Origin of the sequence: Gordonia sp. (in: high G+C Gram-positive bacteria) (genome assembly GCF_052106715.1) — a bacterium.
Taxonomy (GTDB): domain Bacteria; phylum Actinomycetota; class Actinomycetes; order Mycobacteriales; family Mycobacteriaceae; genus Gordonia.
Map to the genome: position 1 here is coordinate 80,901 of NZ_JBQEDL010000001.1, position 20,015 is coordinate 100,915.

At 67.0% G+C, this 20,015-nt stretch carries 17 protein-coding genes; 9 read left to right on the top strand and 8 right to left on the bottom strand.

Annotated features, from left to right (window positions below; all coding sequences use genetic code 11):
* Nucleotides 1–15: 15 nt before the first annotated feature.
* Complete coding sequence (locus ACTIMF_RS00340) at nt 16–1,671, bottom strand: TM0106 family RecB-like putative nuclease (protein ID WP_442348278.1); 1,656 nt, start codon at nt 1,669–1,671, stop codon at nt 16–18.
* Nucleotides 1,672–1,807: 136 nt separating this feature from the next.
* On the opposite strand from ACTIMF_RS00340, the gene ACTIMF_RS00345 reads away from it, so the two are divergent.
* The 3 genes from ACTIMF_RS00345 to ACTIMF_RS00355 all read left to right on the top strand — a co-directional run bounded on the left by ACTIMF_RS00345 (nt 1,808) and on the right by ACTIMF_RS00355 (nt 4,049).
* Nucleotides 1,808–2,524, top strand: a complete 717-nt coding sequence (locus tag ACTIMF_RS00345; RefSeq protein ID WP_442348279.1) for a DUF6474 family protein — start codon at nt 1,808–1,810, stop codon at nt 2,522–2,524.
* A gap of 159 nt (nt 2,525–2,683) precedes the next feature.
* Nucleotides 2,684–3,397 (top strand): cutinase family protein, encoded by a 714-nt coding sequence (locus tag ACTIMF_RS00350; RefSeq protein WP_442348280.1) that lies wholly within the window; start codon nt 2,684–2,686, stop codon nt 3,395–3,397.
* A gap of 109 nt (nt 3,398–3,506) precedes the next feature.
* Nucleotides 3,507–4,049, top strand: coding sequence for a hypothetical protein (locus tag ACTIMF_RS00355; RefSeq protein WP_442348281.1), 543 nt, complete (start codon nt 3,507–3,509; stop codon nt 4,047–4,049).
* 3 nt (nt 4,050–4,052) lie between these two features.
* On the opposite strand, the gene ACTIMF_RS00360 is transcribed toward ACTIMF_RS00355, so the two are convergent.
* The gene (locus ACTIMF_RS00360; RefSeq protein ID WP_442348282.1) at nt 4,053–5,600 is read right to left on the bottom strand and encodes a succinic semialdehyde dehydrogenase; all 1,548 of its coding nucleotides are present in this window, start codon (nt 5,598–5,600) and stop codon (nt 4,053–4,055) included.
* A 53-nt stretch (nt 5,601–5,653) separates the two neighbouring features.
* On the bottom strand, nt 5,654–6,142 hold the full coding sequence (gene rraA / locus ACTIMF_RS00365) for a ribonuclease E activity regulator RraA (protein WP_442348283.1): 489 nt from the start codon (nt 6,140–6,142) through the stop codon (nt 5,654–5,656).
* Between the two features lie 102 nt (nt 6,143–6,244).
* On the opposite strand from rraA, the gene ACTIMF_RS00370 reads away from it, so the two are divergent.
* The gene (locus ACTIMF_RS00370) at nt 6,245–6,466 is read left to right on the top strand and encodes an RNA-binding S4 domain-containing protein (RefSeq protein ID WP_442348284.1); all 222 of its coding nucleotides are present in this window, start codon (nt 6,245–6,247) and stop codon (nt 6,464–6,466) included.
* Here the strand turns inward: ACTIMF_RS00370 and ACTIMF_RS00375 are convergent.
* Entirely contained in the window at nt 6,441–6,590 is a 150-nt protein-coding gene (locus tag ACTIMF_RS00375) for a hypothetical protein (RefSeq protein ID WP_442348285.1), read from the bottom strand. The genes ACTIMF_RS00370 and ACTIMF_RS00375 overlap by 26 nt on opposite strands.
* 223 nt (nt 6,591–6,813) lie before the next feature.
* On the opposite strand from ACTIMF_RS00375, the gene ACTIMF_RS00380 reads away from it, so the two are divergent.
* Together ACTIMF_RS00380 and ACTIMF_RS00385 are read left to right on the top strand one after the other, a co-directional pair.
* Nucleotides 6,814–7,722: an ABC transporter ATP-binding protein gene (locus ACTIMF_RS00380; protein WP_442348286.1), complete on the top strand. Its 909-nt coding sequence runs from the start codon at nt 6,814–6,816 to the stop codon at nt 7,720–7,722.
* Complete coding sequence (locus tag ACTIMF_RS00385; protein WP_442348287.1) at nt 7,719–8,936, top strand: ABC transporter permease; 1,218 nt, start codon at nt 7,719–7,721, stop codon at nt 8,934–8,936. Before ACTIMF_RS00380 ends, ACTIMF_RS00385 begins: the two co-directional genes overlap by 4 nt.
* A gap of 26 nt (nt 8,937–8,962) precedes the next feature.
* On the opposite strand, the gene ACTIMF_RS00390 is transcribed toward ACTIMF_RS00385, so the two are convergent.
* From ACTIMF_RS00390 to gltB, 3 genes are all read right to left on the bottom strand, one after another.
* Nucleotides 8,963–9,178 carry a hypothetical protein gene (locus ACTIMF_RS00390; protein WP_442348288.1) on the bottom strand — a complete coding sequence of 72 codons (216 nt, stop codon included), beginning with the start codon at nt 9,176–9,178 and terminating at the stop codon, nt 8,963–8,965.
* 389 nt (nt 9,179–9,567) lie between these two features.
* A complete protein-coding gene (locus ACTIMF_RS00395) occupies nt 9,568–11,022 on the bottom strand; it encodes a glutamate synthase subunit beta (protein WP_442348289.1) in 1,455 nt (484 codons plus the stop codon).
* A complete protein-coding gene (gltB, locus tag ACTIMF_RS00400; protein ID WP_442348382.1) occupies nt 11,015–15,643 on the bottom strand; it encodes a glutamate synthase large subunit in 4,629 nt (1,542 codons plus the stop codon). Before gltB ends, ACTIMF_RS00395 begins: the two co-directional genes overlap by 8 nt.
* 236 nt (nt 15,644–15,879) lie before the next feature.
* Here gltB and ACTIMF_RS00405 point away from each other — a divergent pair, with 236 nt between their 5' ends.
* Complete coding sequence (locus ACTIMF_RS00405) at nt 15,880–16,899, top strand: alpha/beta hydrolase (RefSeq protein WP_442348290.1); 1,020 nt, start codon at nt 15,880–15,882, stop codon at nt 16,897–16,899.
* Between the two features lie 162 nt (nt 16,900–17,061).
* Here the strand turns inward: ACTIMF_RS00405 and ACTIMF_RS00410 are convergent, their stop codons facing one another.
* On the bottom strand, nt 17,062–17,976 hold the full coding sequence (locus tag ACTIMF_RS00410) for a LysR family transcriptional regulator (RefSeq protein ID WP_442348291.1): 915 nt from the start codon (nt 17,974–17,976) through the stop codon (nt 17,062–17,064).
* A 146-nt stretch (nt 17,977–18,122) separates the two neighbouring features.
* On the opposite strand from ACTIMF_RS00410, the gene ACTIMF_RS00415 reads away from it, so the two are divergent.
* Together ACTIMF_RS00415 and ACTIMF_RS00420 are read left to right on the top strand one after the other, a co-directional pair.
* Nucleotides 18,123–19,181, top strand: a complete 1,059-nt coding sequence (locus tag ACTIMF_RS00415) for an enoyl-CoA hydratase/isomerase family protein (RefSeq protein ID WP_442348292.1) — start codon at nt 18,123–18,125, stop codon at nt 19,179–19,181.
* 13 nt (nt 19,182–19,194) lie between these two features.
* Complete coding sequence (locus ACTIMF_RS00420; protein ID WP_442348293.1) at nt 19,195–19,980, top strand: enoyl-CoA hydratase; 786 nt, start codon at nt 19,195–19,197, stop codon at nt 19,978–19,980.
* The last annotated feature ends 35 nt before the right edge of the window (nt 19,981–20,015 follow it).

The window sequence follows — 20,015 nt, forward strand, 5'->3', positions numbered from 1 at the left end:
TCGCGAGCGAACATTTCAGCTCGGCAGGAGGTCCAAGCTCCGCGGGAGGTCGAGGACCGCATCGGACGATATCCATTCGCGTAAGACCTTGGTCGCGCGAACGTCGTCCTCGTTGTAGGTCAGGAGCCGAGCGCGCTGCGACAGGTCCTGCGCAGCGCCGTCGAGGGCGACTGCTGCGGCATACCACTCCATCGACGCCTCGCCGCTCGCCTCGTCGTCGCGCCAATTGAAGCCGGCCACCGGGGCGATTCGCTTGAGTCCCTTGCCTCGTGGGCACACGAAGTTCCGTCCGACCGCCTCGAAGACGTCGACCCACTCCGAGGATCCGATGAAGGCATCGACCTCGGCCCGCGAGGGCACTCCGGAGACTCTTCCGTGGAAGCGATCGGCGCTGCCTCGTAGCCACCGGTTCTCGGCCTGCTGCGAATAGCAGTAGGCGGCGAACGTCTTGCCCGCGGCGTGCGCGGCGTCGCGCTCGGCGCTCAGCCACGTCCAGAACTCGGCGAACGACCGGCCCTCGTCGAGCGTGGGCAACGGATCCCAGGTGACGAAGGCGCGGTAGCGCACCTCACGGTCGGGGTTCGTCGTGTCGGTGAGGAGAGTGCCCCACATGTACGCGCCGCGCTCGGAGTAGCTCTCCATGTCGACGTCCACCTCGACGTCGGCACGCTGCACACTCGGGCGGTCGGCGCGCCGCGCCAACCCGATCCCGTCCACCCAGCATCGCGCCGACACCACAGCATCGGCGAACGAGACCGCGCCAGGCCACTCGGCGGGCGGGTCGCCGCGGTGGGTCGCCAGTTCGTCGACGGTCCCGATGCCCGCATCCTGCAGGATCAACGATTGGCTGCCGCCGACGACGAGGCTCACATCGCGCCGCTGCGTGAGTTCGGCCTCGCATCGCGGCCACCAGTGGCAGCTGCGGCATTCGGCGACGCGCCGCGGTCCGGTCCGGACCTGCCCGTCGACCACCGCGCGGCGGCGCTCGAACACGCCGACGTACCCGGCCATCGCGGCGGCGAGCGGCACGGCGACGATGCAGTCTGCGTCCAGTCCGATCAGTCCGCCCCACCGTTCGGGTCCGCCAGTCGGGCCCCCGCTGTTCGCACTCCACCCGAGGTCGTCGAGCATTGCCGTCAGATGTGTCAACCGCAGCACGTCGCGGCGCTGGGAACGCAGCGAGCGGAACGCATCGATCTCGGGCGACCACCCCCATAACGGACTGGTCAGCAGCGTCGGCGGGGGCGCGTCGGCTGGCCGGGCCGGGCTGACGGGAGTGGTGACCCGGTGATTGACGATGACGATCGGCAGGTACCCGCCGTCGTGCCGGACCAGCACCTCGGCGTGTCCGCGCCGACCGCGCTCGGTGTCGGTCGGCAGCGTCGCTCGGAAGATCCAGGTCGCACCCGATTCGACGGCGCGTCGAGTCTGCTCGACACGCTCGCGGTGGGGGCCGTCGTCGACCGTGACGACGGTGCCGGTGGGTTGCCCGCTCTGCAGTCCGTGCAGAGTGGCGATCACCGCGGCTCGGTGCGATTGGGCGGCTTCGATGCGACGACGGGCCTCCGGCGACACGTCGGACGCCGACGCATCACCGCGCTCGGTGAAGTCGAGAGCCAGCCGATGCTCGCATCCGCTGAGGTTCCGTGCCCCCAGGACCGCAGGACTCACGTGCGGCGCCCCCACTTCATCTCGTCGACTCGAACGTCGGCCCACACCGGACCGCGTGATTCACTACCCCACGAGACTATGCAAAGCTGGAGACAGCCATTCGCAGGTGTCGATATTCCGACGGAGAGGTTAGAGCATGGGACTGCTCTCATCCGTGCGCTCGAAGCGTACTGATCGCAAGGCGGGCAAAGCGATCCGCAAGGCTGAGGAGAAGGCGATCAAGTACCGCGCCAAAGCCAAGGCCAAGGCCGAGACCGCCCTGGACCGTAAGAAGCACAAGCAGAAGCTGCAGGCAGAGAACAAATTCCACAAGCGCGCGCAGAGAACTGAGCGCAAGACGGCCAAGGCTTCGGCCAAGGCGCAGAGCAAGGTCGCGGCCTCCGAGGCCAAGGTCGTCGCCGAGAAGGCAAAGGCCGATGCCGAGAAGGCGCTGTTCACGCCGACCAAGATGAAGCGCTACCTCGCGGTCGGAAGGATGGCGGCACCCGTCCTCGTTCCGATCGTGTACCGGGGCGCCGTCGCGGCCAGGGCGCAGCTCACCGAGGTCCAGGCCCGCCGCGCAGGCGTCCCGGCCAAGGTACTGACCCAGTACGGCGGACCGAGCGCCACGCTGCGCGCACGCATCGCCACCTCGCGAGAATCGGCGGCGAAGGTCGCATCGCACGAGCAGACCGCCGAAGGCAAGACGTTCGTCGACGCGATGAGCGACCGGTTGACCAACCTCGAGGTCGCCGCCGACGCAGCCGACGCGATGCCGCCTTCGCAGCGCAAGTCGGCGCAGCGCGCCATCGACAACGAGCTGGCCGCGATCGACAACGACCTGCTCGCGCGATTGAACGTGCACGTCGGCTGAGGGCACCACGACGTCGACAGCGACCTCGGGTTCCGCCGCCGTGCGGCGGGCCTGAGGTCGCTGCGTTCTGCCCGATTAATGCGATATTGGGCGCGGTCTGACGTGTGAACTGGCACGTCGAAGTCACACGCGACCGGATTCCATGATTAGCTGTACCCCATGGTGAAGCGTCTCCTCGTTCTTGTGTCCGGTGTAGTCGTCGCACTCAGCGGGATTCTGGCGCTGCAGGCGCCGGTCGCGTCCGCGGCGCCGAAGTGCGCGGACGTCCACGTACTCTTCGCCCGCGGAACAGCCGAGACCGCTCCCCCGCTCGGGGTCACCGGGATCGCATTCGAGAACTCGTTGCGCAACCGCATCAAGGGCGAGTCCGTCCGCGTCGAGCCGGTGCACTATTCCGCGAGCGCCGATTTCGGCAACAAACTGGAATTCGCCGAGACTTTTGTAACCGGCGTGAAGTCCACCCAGAACCGGGTGCGGCAGATCGCAAAGGCGTGCCCGAAGACCGACATCGTCATCGGCGGTTACTCGCAGGGCGGCGCCCTCGCCGCGTACACGGTGGCCGACTCGTACGACATCCCGGCCAACTACGCGCGCTACCGCCAGTACGCTCCGAAGCCGATGGCCGCCGACCTCGCCGACCACATCGCAGCCGTCGTGCTGATCGCTCCGCCGTCGGCGCGCTTCCTGAAGGACGCCGGTGCACCGACTATGCGCGTCGGCAAGGCCTACCAGGGCAAGACGGTCCGCTACTGCGCCCAGGGCGACAACATCTGCAACGGTGCGCCCCTCGCCGGACCGAACGCCGTACACCTGCTGTACCCGGCGAACGGGACGACCGATCGTGCGGCGGCCTACGTCGCACGCCGCGTCTGACGTAGGGCGAGTGTCATCCGAACAAGCTAACGAACCGGACGCATGTGTCGACAGTCACAGTAGACCGAATTCGTAGACCTCGGTGCGGGAGACCGTGCCACCGAAGCCGATGACACACTTCACTCGCACACGCACGCTGCTCGCCGCGTCCTTCGTCGCGGTCGCCGCCACCACCGCGGTGACTCCCGTCGCCGATGCCGCTCCCCCGCCGCTGACCCGAACGTTGAGCTTCCACATTCCCGCGATCGGCGGCCTGGAACTCCCACCGCCTGCGGTGCCGGGCGGGTCCTTTCAGCGGACAACGGTCACCGCCCGGCCAGGCATGCGGCCGATGATCTTCCCGCCAACACCCGCGACGGTCCAGTTCACCGTCGCGCACGTCGCGCCGTACCACTTCGAGTACCCCAACCGCTTCCTCACCGTGAACTGGCGCAATCTGCGGACCGGAAAGGCCGGTCATCTGGACCTTCGCTACTGGGAGAAGGGCCCGACCACGACCGGATACCCGGTGTCGTTGCCGACATCACGCATCGCGCAGACCGGATCGGGCCCGGTCGTCGCAACCATCTCGGTGCGGCGGACACGCTACGAAGGACCGGCGGCCGTGACCAGTCTGATCCCTGGCGTGGCGGCCCTGGACGTGCCCAGCTAGCCCCTACCGACCCGGCAGGTACTTGAGCGACTTGATGATGGCGGGCGTGAGCTTCAAGTAGAGGCTCTGCGGGATGCCCTTGATGCCGTCGAGACCGATCACCCGCTGGGTGGCGATGGTCTGCGGCTCGGTGTACTTGAGCAGACCGTCGGCGCCATGGCGACGGCCGACGCCGGAGATGCCCATGCCGCCCATCGGAGCCGCCGTCGACCCCCATGCTGCGGCGTAGCCCTCGTTGATGTTGACGGTGCCCGCGTGCAGGCGTTCGGCGATCTCCTGCGCCTGCCCGGTGCTGCCTGCGAAAACGCTCGCGTTGAGGCCGTACTCGGTGTCGTTGGCGCGCTCGATCGCCTCGTCGACGGTGTCGACCGGGTAGATCGACACAAGCGGTCCGAACGTCTCGTCGCCGAAGCAGGTCATCTCGTCGGTCACGTCGGTGAGCACGGTCGGCTCGAAGAAGAACGGGCCGAGGTCCGCGCGCTTGCGTCCACCCGCGAGAACCTTCGCGCCCTTGGCGACCGCGTCGTCGAGATGTGCCTGCACCGTCTCGACCTGTTGGGCGGACGCGAGCGATCCCATGTCCGCAGTGAAGTCGTACGACGCCGACAAGGTCATATCCGTCACGTGCTCAGCGAAGCGTCGGCGGAACTCGTCGGCGATGGACCGCTCTACGTAGATCCGCTCGATCGAGATGCACAACTGGCCGGAGTTGGAGAAGCAGGCGCGGGCGGCGCCGGACACCGCGTCGCCGATGTTCACGCCGTCGGTGACGATCATCGGGTTCTTGCCGCCGAGCTCGGCGGAGAATCCGATCAGTCGCTTACCCGCCTGCGACGCGAGCGTCGCACCCGTCGTCGACGAGCCGGTGAACATGACGTAATCGGTGGTGGCGACGATCGCCTGCCCGACGACCGAACCCGGACCCGGAACGACGGCGAACAGCTCGCGCGGCAGACCGGCCTTGTAAAGGAGTTCAGCGAGCGCCAATGCACAGTACGGAGTGTTGCTGTCGGGCTTGATGACGACGGCGTTGCCGGCGATGAGTGCGGCCACCGCATCCGAGACGGCGAGGGTCAGCGGGTAGTTCCACGGGCTGATGACGCCGACCACGCCTTTGGGCTGGTACCGAACGCGGGCGTGCGTCGCTCCCGGCAGCATCCCCTGCACGGTGTGCTCGGCGAGCATGCCCGGCCCTTGCTGCGAGTAGTAGCGGGCGGTCATCGCGACGTCGATGACCTCCTCCTGCGCGTAGATGCGCGCCTTGCCCGTCTCCGCCTGCGCGATGTCCATGAGATCGTCAGCCGCGTCGTGGACGAGGTCGGAGAACACGGCGATCACCTTGGCGCGCTGCGCCGGGGTGCGGGCCGCCCAGTCGACCTGCGCGGTGCGTGCACGGGCGACGGCGCGCTCGAGGTCGTCGGCGGTGGCGACGGGGACGGTTGCCATCTCGGCTCCGCTGAACGCTTCGAGGACTGGTTTGGACGGACGTTGCTCGTCGATCGCGGCGAGCGCGGCCAGTCGAGTGAAGTAGGCGGGCGACGGCTTCGGCATGTGAACTCCTGGAGCGGGGACGGACGGTCGGGCGGATGTGATCAGAATTCTGGTCAGGCAGGTGAGGCGACGAGGACGATGCCGTCGTCGTCGGAGTACGCGATGTCGCCGGGAGTGAAGGTGACGCCGCCGAGTTCGACGGGAACGTCACGGTCGCCCGCGCCGGTCTTCGACGACTTACGCGGGTTGGTGCCCAACGCTTTCACGCCGATCCCCATGCCGCCGATGGTCTTGGCGTCGCGGATGGCTCCGTTGGCGATGATCCCGACCCAACCGTTGGAGCGGCCCAGTTCAGCGATGATATCGCCGACGAGTGCGGTGTGCACCGATGCGTCACCGTCGATGACGAGGACGCCGCCTTCGTTCGGCTCGGACAGAATCGACTTGAGCAGAGCGTTGTCCTGGAAGCACCGCACGGTCGTCACGGTGCCGACGAACTCGCGCTCGCCGCCGTACTGAGTGAACTGGGTGTCGCAACTGCGGACGTCGGCACCGATCTCGTCGACGAGGTCTGCGGTCGGGGTGAAGGTGAGCGAAGCCATGTGCACAGTCTATTCGCTCACCCTACTGTCGGGTAACCCTCGGTAACAGTCATCACGCTCGCCAGGCACACTCCGGCCCGGTCCAGCAACGGCAGTGCAACAATGATCGACGTGGACGATATCGAGATCCGGGACGATTCCATCCGACTCGGCCAGTTCTTGAAGCTGGCGAATCTGATCGAGACGGGCGCAGACGCAAAGATCGTCGTCGGCGACGGGCTCGTCGAGGTGAACGGCGAGACTGAGACGCGGCGCGGCCGTCAGTTGACCGACGGCGACGTCGTGGAAGTCGGGGGGATCAGCGTGCGAGTCGCAGTTCGCTGAGCTCTGCCGTGGTGGCCAGCCGCTCCCGCTGCTCAGCGAGCGCTGCCGGTGTGCGGCGTCGGCCTGAGAACAGGCGAACGAAGCTCACGATCGACATACGGCGTCGCTGATGTCCTGACTGCATGGTTGGTCCCCTCCCCGAGACGTGACTTGATGTCTCACCTGATCATCGTCGGATAGACGCCGAATCGTTACCCCACACGCCGATTAAGAGGGTCATTTCACAGTTGCTACCGGCTAGTGACGGTTTCTGCGTAACGCGCGCCCGCGCGCTACCGTGAGGACGTCACACCGGCCACAGTCGCCCGAGAACGATTACACAGACCACAACGAGAGGGGTCTCGCGCATGCCACCTGTCCCGTCAGCAGGCCTCGCGGTCGCCGGACTCACCAAGACCTTCGGTGCTGTGTCAGCACTCGACGACGTCACCTTCGAGGTCGGTGCTGGCGAGATCTTCGGCTTCGTCGGATCCAACGGTGCGGGCAAGTCCACGACGATGCGGATCATTCTGGGCGTCCTCGCCGCCGACTCCGGAACCACGACACTCGGCGAGCGCCCGATCGACGCCGACGTCCGACGCCGTATCGGGTACATGCCCGAAGAGCGCGGTCTATACCCGAAGATGAAGGTCGGCGACCAACTCGTCTACTTGGCGCGGCTGCACGGTCTGTCGGCGGCCGATGCCGCCGAGCGCACCGAGTACTGGACCCGTCGGCTCGGCATCCATGGCCGAATCGGGGATAACGTGGCCGATCTGTCACTCGGCAACCAGCAGCGTGTCCAACTCGCCGCAGCCCTGGTCTTCGACCCCGACGTCCTCGTGCTCGACGAGCCGTTCTCCGGCCTCGACCCGGTCGCCGTCGACGTGATGAGCGAAGTCCTCTCCGAGAAGGCGGCGTCCGGAGTACCGGTGATCTTCTCCAGCCATCAACTCGACCTCGTCCAACGCCTGTGCGATCGCGTCGGAATCATCGGCAAGGGGCGGATGCGGGCGTCCGGCACCGTCGACGAGTTGCGCGCCCGCGGCGGTGTCCGGCTCCGCGTCGACGCGCCCGCGGCCCCTCCCGGCTGGGCCGACGGCCTGCCCGGCGTCGTCCGCGCCGAATACGGCGGCGCGAGCACCGTCTACGTCGACGGCTCGCACGACGATCAGCAGATCCTCACCGCCGCTCTGGCCACCGGCCCCGTCCACACCTTCGTCTCCGCCACCCCCGATCTGACCGAGATGTTCCGAGAGGTCGTGACCGCCGAATGAGCACCCCAGAACCAGCTTCCGGTTGGACTCGTAACACCACTGCGCCAACCTCCGGCTGGGTATCCATCCGGCTGATCGCGGCACGCGAGATCATCACTCGGGTCAAGACGCGATCGTTCATCGTCACCAACATCATCATGCTGCTCGTCGCGATCGTGGGCTGCATCGTCGCAGCGCAGTTCGTCGACGACGGGCCGTCGACCGAATCTGTCGCAACGCAGGGCGTCGACGCCGCGACGACCTCGGCGATCAAGGCGACCGGCGACCGGCTCGGCGTCTCACTGTCGTTCTCGGAGTCTCCGGACGCGAAGGCCGCGGCCGCCGACGGATCGGTGACCGCGGCGATCGTCGCCGCGCCGAACGGTGGCTACACCGTCTACTCCGACGACGACCTCGACGCCGACATCGAAGCCGCGATCAAGAACGGCGTCTCTTCGGCAGTCGTCGACGGCGCACTCACGAAGGCGGGTGTCGACCCGGCAGGCTTGCAGCGCGACGCGAGGGTGACCGTGGAGCGGACCAAGCAGGTCGCAGACGCCGAAGGCGAACGCCTCGCGCTGTCGTACGTCGGATCGATTCTGATGTTCATGATGATCTTCGGTGGCGGGATGGCCGTCGCGGTCGGTGTCGTCGAGGAGAAGGTGTCACGGATCGTAGAGATCCTCCTCGCCACCGTGAAGCCCGGACATCTGTTGTGGGGCAAGATTATCGGTATCGGCGTCGTCCAGATGGCGTCCACTCTGCTGTTCGCGGCAGCCGCACTGATCACCGCGAGCGCCACTGGACTCCTCACCGTCCCGGATGTCGCGGCGGCGATGCTCGGGGTGTCGGCGATCTGGCTGCTGCTCGGCTTCCTGTTCTTCGCCGCCCTCTACGCGGCGACCGGCGCGATGGTGTCCCGACAGGAGGAGATCAACAGCGCGTCGTGGCCGTTGATGGTCCTGGCGATGGGCGCCCTGTACGCCGGGATCTTCGGCATCGGCTCCCCCGACTCGACGGCGATCCGGATTCTCGCATGGATCCCGCCGTTCTCGTCGACCGTCGTGCCGATGCGCGTCGCAACGGGATACGCCACCTGGATGGAAGTGGTCGGCTCGTGCATCATCATGGCGGCGGTCACCGCTGTCGCGGTCTGGGTCGCGGGACGGATCTACCGGCGATCGGTTCTGCTTACAGGCTCGCGCGTGCCGTGGAAGACCGCGTTGGGCGCGTGAGAACCGGCGCAGGATGGCCTGCCGGATCACGCCCCGGCCCTCACTTGATCGGCGAGTATCCGCGCGAACGCGCGTTCCCCGGCCGCCGTCGAATGGAACGCGCCGGAGAAGTCGCGCGCGTTCAGGATCGGTTGAGCCGCGTTCGACCGCATGACGTCGGCGTAGTTCGTGTAACTGGTGACCAGTAGGCGAGCCTTCGGCGCACGCGAAACGATCGCTCGGATCACACGTCGCAGATCCACACCGACCGCCTCCACAGGGCGACGTACTCGGCGATCCGAGGTGCCGCGGAATCGGCTCGCGCATTCGCGGCCGGCGAGGTCAGTGCCATCATCGACAGCACCACCAGCGCCGACAGTCCGATGACTCCTCGGCGACTGGCACGTGGCCGGGATCTCGTACGCGTTGCGACTCCACTCTCGCTCGGTGACAGTCCCGCAGCACCGCCGGGCTCCGTCACGAGTCGCGCCGTGCAGGAGCCCACCGATGAGAGCAGGCACACGTATCGAGAGGTTGCATTGTGTAAGTTACAGCGTGCAATTCTGGTTGCTGTCGACATGACAGAGCGGCCGTCGCGATAGCCGGCACGCCCGGGCAACGGGCTACGGTTCGCGACGGCCGCTCGTGGATGTCAGCGCTGCGCCATCTGGGTCGGGACGATCGGTGCGGGCAGGAGTGTCGCCCCGGTCAGGTAGCGGTCGGCGGCCGCAGCTGCCGACCGGCCTTCCGCGATCGCCCACACGATGAGCGACTGCCCGCGGCCCGCATCGCCCGCGACGAACACGCCCGGCAGTCCGACAGCGCCGAAGTCGTCGTCGCGCGCGACGTTGCCGCGAGCGTCGTAGGTCGCACCCAACTCGTCGAGCAGGTCACCGCGTTCCGGGCCGACGAAGCCCATCGCCAGGAGAACGAGGTCGGCCGCCAACTCGAAGTCGCTGCCCTCAACCTTCTCGAAGCGACCGTTGACCATCGCCACTTCGTGGGCCTTCAGGCTCGTGACTCGACCGTTCTCGCCGGTGAACTCCTCGGTGTTCACGCTGTACACGCGTTCGCCGCCCTCCTCGTGGGCGGACGACACGCGATACATCAGCGGGTACGTCGGCCACGGGGTCGACTCCGCACGCTCGGCAGGCGGCTTCGGCATGATCTCAAACTGGTGGACCACCGCGGCGCCCTGACGCAGCGACGTACCGAGGCAGTCGGCCCCAGTGTCTCCGCCACCGATGATCACGACGTTCTTACCGGTGGCCGTGATCTGGTTCTCGACCTCGTCGCCGTGCTGAATCTTGTTAGCCTGCGGCAGGAACTCCATCGCCTGGTGGATGCCGTCCAGCTCCCGGCCCGGAATCGGCAGATCACGGCCGATCGTCGAACCGTTCGCCAGGACGACAGCGTCGTAGTCACCGCGCAACTGTTCGACCGTGATGTCGACACCGACGTTGACTCCCGCACGGAAGACGGTGCCCTCGGCCTCCATCTGCTCCAGACGACGATCGATGAAGCGCTTCTCCATCTTGAACTCGGGGATGCCGTAGCGCATCAGCCCGCCGATGCGGTCGGCCCGCTCGAACACCGTGACGTCGTGTCCTGCACGGGTCAGCTGCTGCGCGGCCGCCAGACCGGACGGGCCCGAACCGACGACCGCGACCTTCTTGCCCGACTTACGGTCGGGCAGGACGGGATCGACCGAACCCGAGTCCCAGGCCTTCTCGATGAGCTCGACCTCGACCTGCTTGATCGTGACGGCGGGTTGATTGATGCCGAGTACGCACGACGCCTCACACGGGGCGGGGCACAACCGACCGGTGAACTCCGGGAAGTTGTTGGTCGCGTGCAGGCGGTCGATACCCGCATCCCACCGATCCCGGTACACCAGATCGTTCCACTCGGGGATCAGGTTCCCGAGAGGACAACCGTTGTGGCAGAAGGGAACCCCGCAGTCCATGCAGCGGCTCGCCTGTGTCTTCAGGGTGGACTCCTCGAAGTCGTTGTAGACCTCTCGCCAATCCATCAGTCGCAGGTCGACCGGACGCCTGCTCGGCGTCTCTCGTTCGGTGTGCTTGAGAAAACCTCTGGTGTCAGCCACGAGCCGCCTCCATGATCGCGTCGTTCACATCTCGTCCGGTTCGCTCGGCGACGTCGATGGCGACGAGAACCTTCTTGTAGTCACGGGGCATCACCTTGGCGAAGTGCCCCTGCTGCTTCGACCAGTCCGCGAGGACGGCCGCAGCCACCGTCGAACCGGTCTCGTCACGGTGTTCGGTCAACGCGCCCTCGAGGAACAGCACGTCGTCTGCGTCGAGTTCTTCCAGGTCGACGAGTTCGGCGTTCAGGTTCGCCTCGAAGGTGCCGTTCGGATCGTAGGCGTACGCGATGCCCCCGGACATGCCTGCGGCGAAGTTACGGCCGGTCTCACCGAGGATGACCACGCTGCCGCCCGTCATGTACTCGCAGGCGTGGTCGCCAACGCCCTCGACGACCGCCGCGACACCGGAGTTGCGGACGCAGAAGCGCTCGCCTGCCACACCGCGCAAGAAGATCTTGCCCGCGGTGGCGCCGAACCCGATCACGTTGCCTGCGATGATGTTGTCTTCGGCGACGAAATCGGCCGGCGCCTTCCGCGACGGGCGGACGACGAGCTTACCGCCCGAGAGCCCCTTGCCGACGAAGTCGTTCGCGTCGCCTTCGAGCCGCATCGTGATGCCGCGCGGGACGAACGCGCCGAAGCTGTTGCCCGCCGACCCGGTGAAGTCGATCGAGATGGTGCCGTCGGGCAGCCCCTGTGCGCCGTACACCTTGGTGACCTCGTGGCCGAGCATGGTGCCGACCGTCCGGTTCACGTTGGTGATCGCACTGGTCAGGTTGACACGAGTCCCCGAATCAATTGCGGCGCGGGCCTTCTCGATCAACTCGTTGTCCAATGCCTTGTCGAGTCCGTGATCCTGGGCACCCGTGCGGTACAGGTCCTGGTTCATGAACGGCGACTCCGGGCTCGTCAGGATCGGCGACAGGTCGAGCTTGCCTGCCTTGGAGCCCTTCCACCGGGCGGTCGCCGCAGTGGTGTCGAGCGCGTCGAACCGGCCGATGGCCTCGTTCAGCGTACGGAAACCGAGGCGAGCCAACAGCTCTCGCACCTCTTCGGCGATGTACAGCATGAAGTTCTCGACGAACTCCGGCTTGCCGGTGAAGCGCTCGCGCAACAGCGGATTCTGCGTCGCGACGCCCACCGGGCACGTGTCGAGGTGACAGACGCGCATCATGACGCAGCCGGATACGACGAGCGGCGCAGTCGCGAAACCGAACTCCTCACCGCCGAGCAGCGCCGCGATCATCACGTCGCGGCCGGTCTTCAACTGACCGTCAACCTGGACGACGATGCGATCACGCAACCCGTTGAGCAGCAGCGTCTGCTGAGTCTCGGCGAGCCCGATCTCCCAGGGGGCGCCCGCGTGCTTGAGCGAAGTCAACGGGCTCGCGCCGGTGCCGCCGTCGTGTCCGGAGATCAGGACGACATCGGCATGCGCCTTCGACACACCGGCGGCGACGGTTCCGACACCGACCTCGGAGACGAGCTTGACGTGGATGCGCGCGGCCGGGTTGGCGTTCTTCAGGTCGTGGATCAGCTGTGCGAGATCCTCGATCGAATAGATGTCGTGGTGCGGCGGCGGGGAGATCAGCCCGACGCCCGGCGTGCTGCCGCGGACCTCGGCGATCCACGGGTATACCTTGTGCGGCGGCAGCTGACCACCCTCGCCCGGCTTCGCGCCCTGTGCCATCTTGATCTGGATGTCGGTGCAGTTGCTCAAGTAGTGGCTGGTCACACCGAATCGTCCCGATGCAACCTGCTTGATCGCGCTGCGCCGCCAGTCGCCGTTCTCGTCGTGGCTGAATCGACGCGGATCCTCGCCGCCCTCACCGGAATTGGAGCGTCCGCCCAACCGGTTCATAGCGACGGCCAGCGTCTCGTGCGCTTCGGCCGAGATCGAGCCGTAGCTCATCGCACCCGTGGAGAACCGTTTGACGATCTCGCTGGCCGGCTCGACCTTCTCGATCGGGATCGGGTCCCGGTCGCCGAAGTTGAAGTCGAACAGGCCGCGCAGAGTGCCCAGCCGCGTCGCCTGATCGTCGACGAGCTTCGTGTACTCCTTGAATACGCTGTACTGACCGGTGCGGGTCGCGTGCTGGAGTTTGAACACCGTGTCCGGGTTGAACAGGTGATATTCGCCTTCTCGACGCCACTGGTACTCGCCGCCGACCTCGAGCTCGCGGTAGGCGCGCTCGTTCGGGCGGTCGGTGAACGCGACGGCGTGGCGGCGGGCCACCTCGTCGGCCAACTCGTCGAGGCCGATGCCGTCCAGTTGGCTGTTGAGGCCGGTGAAGAACTCGTCGACGACGTCCTGTGCGATGCCGATCACCTGGAACAACTGGGCGCCGTTGTACGACGGGACCGTGGAGATGCCCATCTTGCTCATCACCTTGAGCACGCCCTTGCTGGCTGCCTTGATGTAGTTCGCGCGCGCTTTCGCAAAGCGTGCGTCGTGATCGAGATCGTCGGTGCCCGGGACGACGAGCGCGCCCGAGAGCAGCATGTCCTCGATGGTCTCGAACGCCATGTACGGGTTGATGCCGCTGGCGCCGAACGCGATCAGCAACGCCATGTGGTGGACCTCGCGGGCGTCACCGGACTCGACCACGATGCTGGCGCGGGTACGGGTGCGCTCACGCACCAGGTGGTGGTGAACGGCCGCGGTCAACAGCAGGGACGGGATCGGCGCCAGCGTCTCGTCCGACTCGCGGTCGGACAGCACGATGATGCGCGCCCCGTCTGCGATGGCAGCCGACGCCTTGGCCCGCACCTCGTCGAGCGCCTTGCGGAGTCCTTCGCCTCCCTCGGCCACCGGGTACAGACCGTGGAGGTGGACCGACGCGAAACCGGTTGCGTCACCGTCGATGTCGACGAGACGAGCGAGGTCGCCGTTGTCGAGGATCGGCGCACTCAACACGATCTGTTTGGCCGAGTCGGCTCCCGGGTTCAACAAGTCGCGCTCACCGCCGATGCGATGGCGGACGCTGGTGACGATCTCCTCTCGGATCGCGTCCAACGGCGGGTTGGTCACCTGCGCGAACATCTGCTGGAAGTAGTCGAACAGCATGCGCGGACGCGCCGACAGGACTGCCACCGGAGTGTCAGTTCCCATGGAACCGATCGCTTCGGCCCCGGTCGCGGCCATCGGCGAGACCAACAGGTTCAGGTCTTCGTCCGTATACCCGAACACCTGCTGGCGCAGGGTCACGCGGTCGTGCGTCATGTGGACGTGCGGCGGCGCGGGCAGATCCTCGATGAAGACCTGGTTGGCGTCGAGCCACTCGCGGTACGGGTGCTCGGCGGCGAGAGAGTCTTTGACCTCCTCGTCGGCGACGATGCGGCCCTGCGCGGTGTCGACGAGGAACATCCGACCCGGCTGCAGGCGGGTCCGCGTGACGATGTCGGCGGGATCGATGTCGAGGACGCCGACCTCCGAGCCGAGGACGACGAGGCCGTCCTTGGTGACCCAGATGCGGGACGGTCGCAGGCCGTTGCGGTCGAGAACCGCGCCGATCACCGTGCCGTCGGTGAAGCACACCGATGCCGGTCCGTCCCACGCCTCCATGAGCGCCGAGTGGTACTCGTAGAACGCGCGGTGCTCGGGCTTCATGGCCTCGCTGCGCTCCCACGCCTCGGGGACCATCATCAGGATCGAGTGCGGCAGGCTGCGACCACCGAGGTGCAGAAGTTCGAGAACCTCGTCGAACCGCGCGGTGTCGGAGGCCCCCGGGCTGCAGACCGGGAAGACCTTCTCGAGCGAGTCGCCGAACACGTCGGTGTCGATGAGCGCTTCGCGGGCCCGCATCCAGTTCTCGTTACCGGTGACGGTGTTGATCTCGCCGTTGTGCGCGACGCGGCGGAAGGGGTGCGCGAGCGGCCACGACGGGAATGTGTTGGTGGAGAAGCGCGAGTGGACCATTCCGAGTGCACTCTCGACGCGCTCGTCCTGCAGGTCGAGGTAGAACTCACGCAGCTGCGGCGTGGTCAGCATGCCCTTGTAGACGAACGTCTGCCCGGACAGGCTCGGGAAGTACACGGTCTCGCGACCCGGGCCGTCCTGGCCTGCGCCCTTCTCGCCGAGCTCGAACTGGACACGTTTGCGCACGACGTACGCCTTGCGCTCGAGGTCCATGACCGACGCGCTGTCGGGCGTGCCCGGGCTCGCGTCGAGCGCAAGGAACAGCTGCCGGAACGTCGGCATGGCGTCGCGGGCGAGGGCGCCGAGCGACGACTCGTCGACGGGCACGTCGCGCCAGCCGAGCAGTTCGAGTCCCTCTTCGCGGACGATCGCCTCGACGCCTGCGACGGCATCACGGACGTCCTGCGCCGACTGCGGGAGAAACGCGATGCCGGTGGCGTAGGCGCCTTCGGCAGGCAACTCGAAGTCGACGACCTCCCGAAGGAAGCGGTCCGGGACCTGAATCATGATGCCTGCGCCGTCGCCGGTGTTGGGCTCGGCGCCCGCGGCGCCACGGTGTTCGAGGTTGACCAGCGCGGTGATCGCCTTCTCGACGATGTCGCGGCTGCGTCGTCCGTGCATGTCGACGACGAACGCGACACCACAGGCGTCGTGCTCGTTCCGCGGATCATAGAGGCCAGTGGGCCCCGGCAAGTGCTTCATGGAATCTGCCATTCCTGCACGCGACGCTGCGTACTGGTTCGTACTTCGAACCCGGATCGGATCGACGCGAGCTGCGCGTCGCCGGGGATTCAGCGTCTTTGCTGGGAGTGCTCGGGCACGGAGCCCGAGTGCAGTGACCACGATTCTGCCACGTCAGCGCACTCCACGGCAAAATCGGTAGGACATGCGATCGAAACGGCGTTGTAATGGGGCAGATCCGTCGTATCGTCTCAACTGTGCACCCTATAACCGCGAGTAACGCAGAAGTCGCGTCCGGCCTGGAGGCGCCCGGGGCGAAGCGTGCCCGCGCCCTCAACGCGTACGTCTGGCGGGCGACTCGTCCGATGATGGGCGTGCTCGGGAACGTGCCGGTGATCGGTCAGACGGCCATCCCGATTCTCCGTCCCGCGCTCAACGCCTCACTGTCGGCGGCGAGTCCGGTTCCACGTGGAACACGAACGACCGCGGTGAAGGTGCGCGTCGACGGCGGCCAGGTGCGCGGCGAATGGACACATGAGGCCGAGCAGTTCGGTGGCGACGTCCCGTCACCGTCGAACGGGCGGAGCATCCTCTATTACCTGCACGGCAGCGGCTATCTCGTCTGTTCAGCTCGGACGCATCGCGGTCTCGTCGCCCGCCTGGTGCGACGCGCAGGCATCGGCGCGTTCAGTCTCGACTACCGCCTCGGCCCCGAGCACCAGTTCCCATCCGGCGGCGACGACGCGATCCGCGGCTACCGCTGGCTCCTCGACCAGGGGTTCTCGGCCGAGCAGATCATCGTCGGCGGCGACTCCGCCGGCGGGCACCTGGCGCAGGACCTGCTGGCCGCGAACCACCGCGACGACGTGCCGCAGCCGCGGGCGATGGTCCTGTTCTCGCCGCTCTACGATCCGGTGTTCGACGTCGCCCGTGCCCTGGAACGCACCGGCGTCCACGATCCGTTCATCCACGCCGCGAGCGCGCAGCGCCTGATGGGCTGCTACCGCGGTGATGCGTCGCCCGACGATCCGCGGATGCGAGTCGCGTTGACCTCCGACATGGACCTGCCCGACACGCTGATCCAGTTCGGCTCCCGCGAAGTCATGGCCAACGACGCCCGCACCATCCACCAGAACCTCCTGGACGCCGACGGAACGTCGACGTTGCAGGAATGGCCGGGTCAAGGGCACGTCTTCCAGATGTTCCCCTACTTCTCCTCGGACTCACGCAGGGCGATCCGGGAGGCGAAGGACTTCATCGATCGGCACCTCACCTGACGACCACACCGCAGCCTCGGTTCGCGCTTCGCACCCTCAGATCCGCCATCGCATGCTCATTGCGTCTTAGCAGCCTGGGCGGAGGCTGCTAAGACGCAATGAGGGTGCGGTCAGGTAGATGAGCGTGCGTCGAAGCCGCGATCGGCAACGGCGCGTCGTTCATCACGGCAGCAACTCCGTCGTCCGCGCATCGACCTCGGCCCGCAACGCGGCGTGGATCGCTTGCACCGTCGGACTCGTCAGACGTTCCCGTCGCGCAGCGAACGAGAAGTCCATCCGGATCTCGACGTCGTCGCCGAGCACCCGCTTCAAGTCGGGATGACGGGTGGCGACGAACGCCGGGAGCAGACCGATCCCGCCGCCCGCGCGCGTCGCCTCCACCTGCGCGAACACGTTGGTCGACATCAATCGAGACGTCAGAGCAGGCAGGTGGTGCTCCAGGTCGAGGTCGCCAACCTGAAGCAGGGAGTCGACGTACCAGATCAACGAATGCTCGATCAGGTCTGCGGTCGTCCGCGGCACCGGGTGCGCTCGGAAGTAGTCGTCGGTCGCATACAGGCCGAGCGCATATTCGGTGAGCGGTGCCGTCACGAGTTTGCCGCTCATCGGCACACCGACGGCGATCGCGACGTCGAAACCCGACTGATGCAAGTTGAGTTGCCTTGTGGCCGTGAGGACTTCGACAGTAAGGTCCGGGTTGGCATTGCGGAGCCGCGCCATCGCCGGGGCGACGAAGTAGGCGCCGAACGCATCCGGCGCGGTGATCCGCACATTGCCTCGCAAGGAGTTCGTCCGGGCGCCCGCCACCACATCGATCGCGCTCTCCACCGCCGACTCGATCGGCGCCGCGCGCTCGGCGACGTCCCGGCCGATCTCCGTCAGCTCCCAGCCGTCCACGCCCTGCTCCACCAGACGCACGCCGAGTAGCTGCTCCAACGCGCGCATCCGACGCGTCACCGTGCTCGAGTCGACGCCGAGATCGGTCGCCGCGACCGCCCGGCTCCCCGCCCGCGCCACCGCCAACAGGTAGCGCAGATCATCGGCGCGAACGCTCCGTGCATCGATACTGTCCGGCATTGCACGATTGTAATCACCAGGGAGGTCACGCCCGGCATTTCTGCACCCCTACCATGCGCAAATGTGCGTTGACGCACACCCGAGCCCCTGGCGAGGATGGGTGTCGGCGGACACACGTCCGACGTCGACCCGAGGAGACCACACCGATGCCAGCAGACACCGACTCGCCCGCGGTCGTCACGACGGTCACCGGACGCGCAGGTGTGATCACGTTGAACCGGCCGCGCTCGATCAACGCCCTCGACCACGAGATGGTGCAGTCGATGGACGCGGCACTGGTGGCCTGGGCCGACGACGATGCGATCGACGTCGTCGTCGTACGCGGCGCAGGAGACCGCGGACTCTGCGCGGGCGGCGACATCGTCGCCATCCACCGGGATGCGAAGGCACTGACCGGAGCGGGCGACGAGGCCGCTGCCGGGTCCGATTCGGCGGCGTTCTGGCGCGACGAGTACGTGATGAATGCGCGCATCGGCGACTACCCGAAGCCCTATGTCGCGCTGATGGACGGCATCGTGATGGGCGGCGGCGTCGGCGTCTCCGGTCACGCGAGTCACCGCATCGTCACCGAGAAGACCCGGTTCGCGATGCCCGAAGTCGGTATCGGTCTGGTGCCCGACGTCGGCGGCACCTGGCTCCTCTCCCACGTCGCCGACGAACTCGGCACCTACGCCGCACTCACGACGACGCATCTGCGTGGCGGCGATGTGATCGCTCTCGGCCTGGCCGATCACTTCGTCCCCTCCGAAGACCTCGACGCGCTCGTCGATGCTCTCGCCGAGCGGCCCATCGACGACGTCATCGCCGAGTTCGGGCAGACCCCGCCGGACTCGGAGGTCGCGGCCGGGCGCGATTGGATCAAGTCCGCTTTCGCCGCCGACACCGTCGCGCAGATCCTCGAGAACTGCGTCGCCACGGCCACGCCGGAAGGCTTCGCGACAGCCGAGGCCATCGAAGGGAAGTCGCCCACGGCGCTCGCCGCGACCCTCTCGGCGCTGCGCGCCGCAGCGAGCGACGGATCGCTGCGCGAGTCGTTGGTCCGCGAGTACCGGTCATCACTGCGGTGTCTGCAGCACCCCGACCTCGCGGAAGGCATCCGCGCGCAAGTCATCGACAAAGACCGAAAGCCCGCCTGGCAGACCGGCCCGATCGACGCGGACGCACTCGCGGCGCCGCTGCCAGATCACCTCGAACTGAAGCTGTAAAGAAGGAGACCCCATGGCGAATACCCCCGAGTACGAGACGATCAAGGTCGATACCCAGGGTCGCGTCGGCGTGATCACCCTCGACCGTCCGAAGGCGCTCAATGCCCTGAACACCCAGTTGATGAACGAAGTCGTCGGCGCCGCAACCGTATTCGACGACGACCCGGCGATCGGCGCCATCGTGATCACCGGTTCGGACCGTGCGTTCGCGGCCGGAGCCGACATCAAGGAGATGTCGTCCAAGTCGTTCAGCGACGTGCAGTCCGAGCGCTTCTTCGGCGACTGGGACCGTCTCGCCGGCCTGAGCACCCCGACGATCGCAGCGGTGAACGGCTTCGCGCTCGGCGGCGGCTGTGAACTCGCGATGCTGTGCGACATTCTGATCGCGGGCGACACCGCGAAGTTCGGGCAGCCGGAGATCAACCTGGGCGTCATTCCCGGCATCGGCGGATCGCAGCGCCTGACGCGCGCGATCGGTAAGGCCAAGGCGATGGACCTGATCCTCACCGGCCGCCAGATGAAGGTCGACGAAGCCGAGCGTCTCGGCCTCGTCTCTCGCGTCGTCCCGGCCGAGGAGACGCTGCAGACCGCGCTCGAGATCGCAGGCGAGATCGCCGATAAGTCGGCCATTGCGACCTCACTGGCAAAGGAGGCCGTCAACCGCGCCTTCGAGTCGGGGCTCACCGAGGGGGTCCGCACCGAACGCTCCCTCTTCTACTCGACGTTCGCCACCGACGACCAGACCGAGGGAATGGCCGCCTTCGTCGAGAAGCGCACTCCGAACTTCCAGCACCGCTGACCCCGGCCGCCCGCTGATCGAGCGGAGTCGAGATA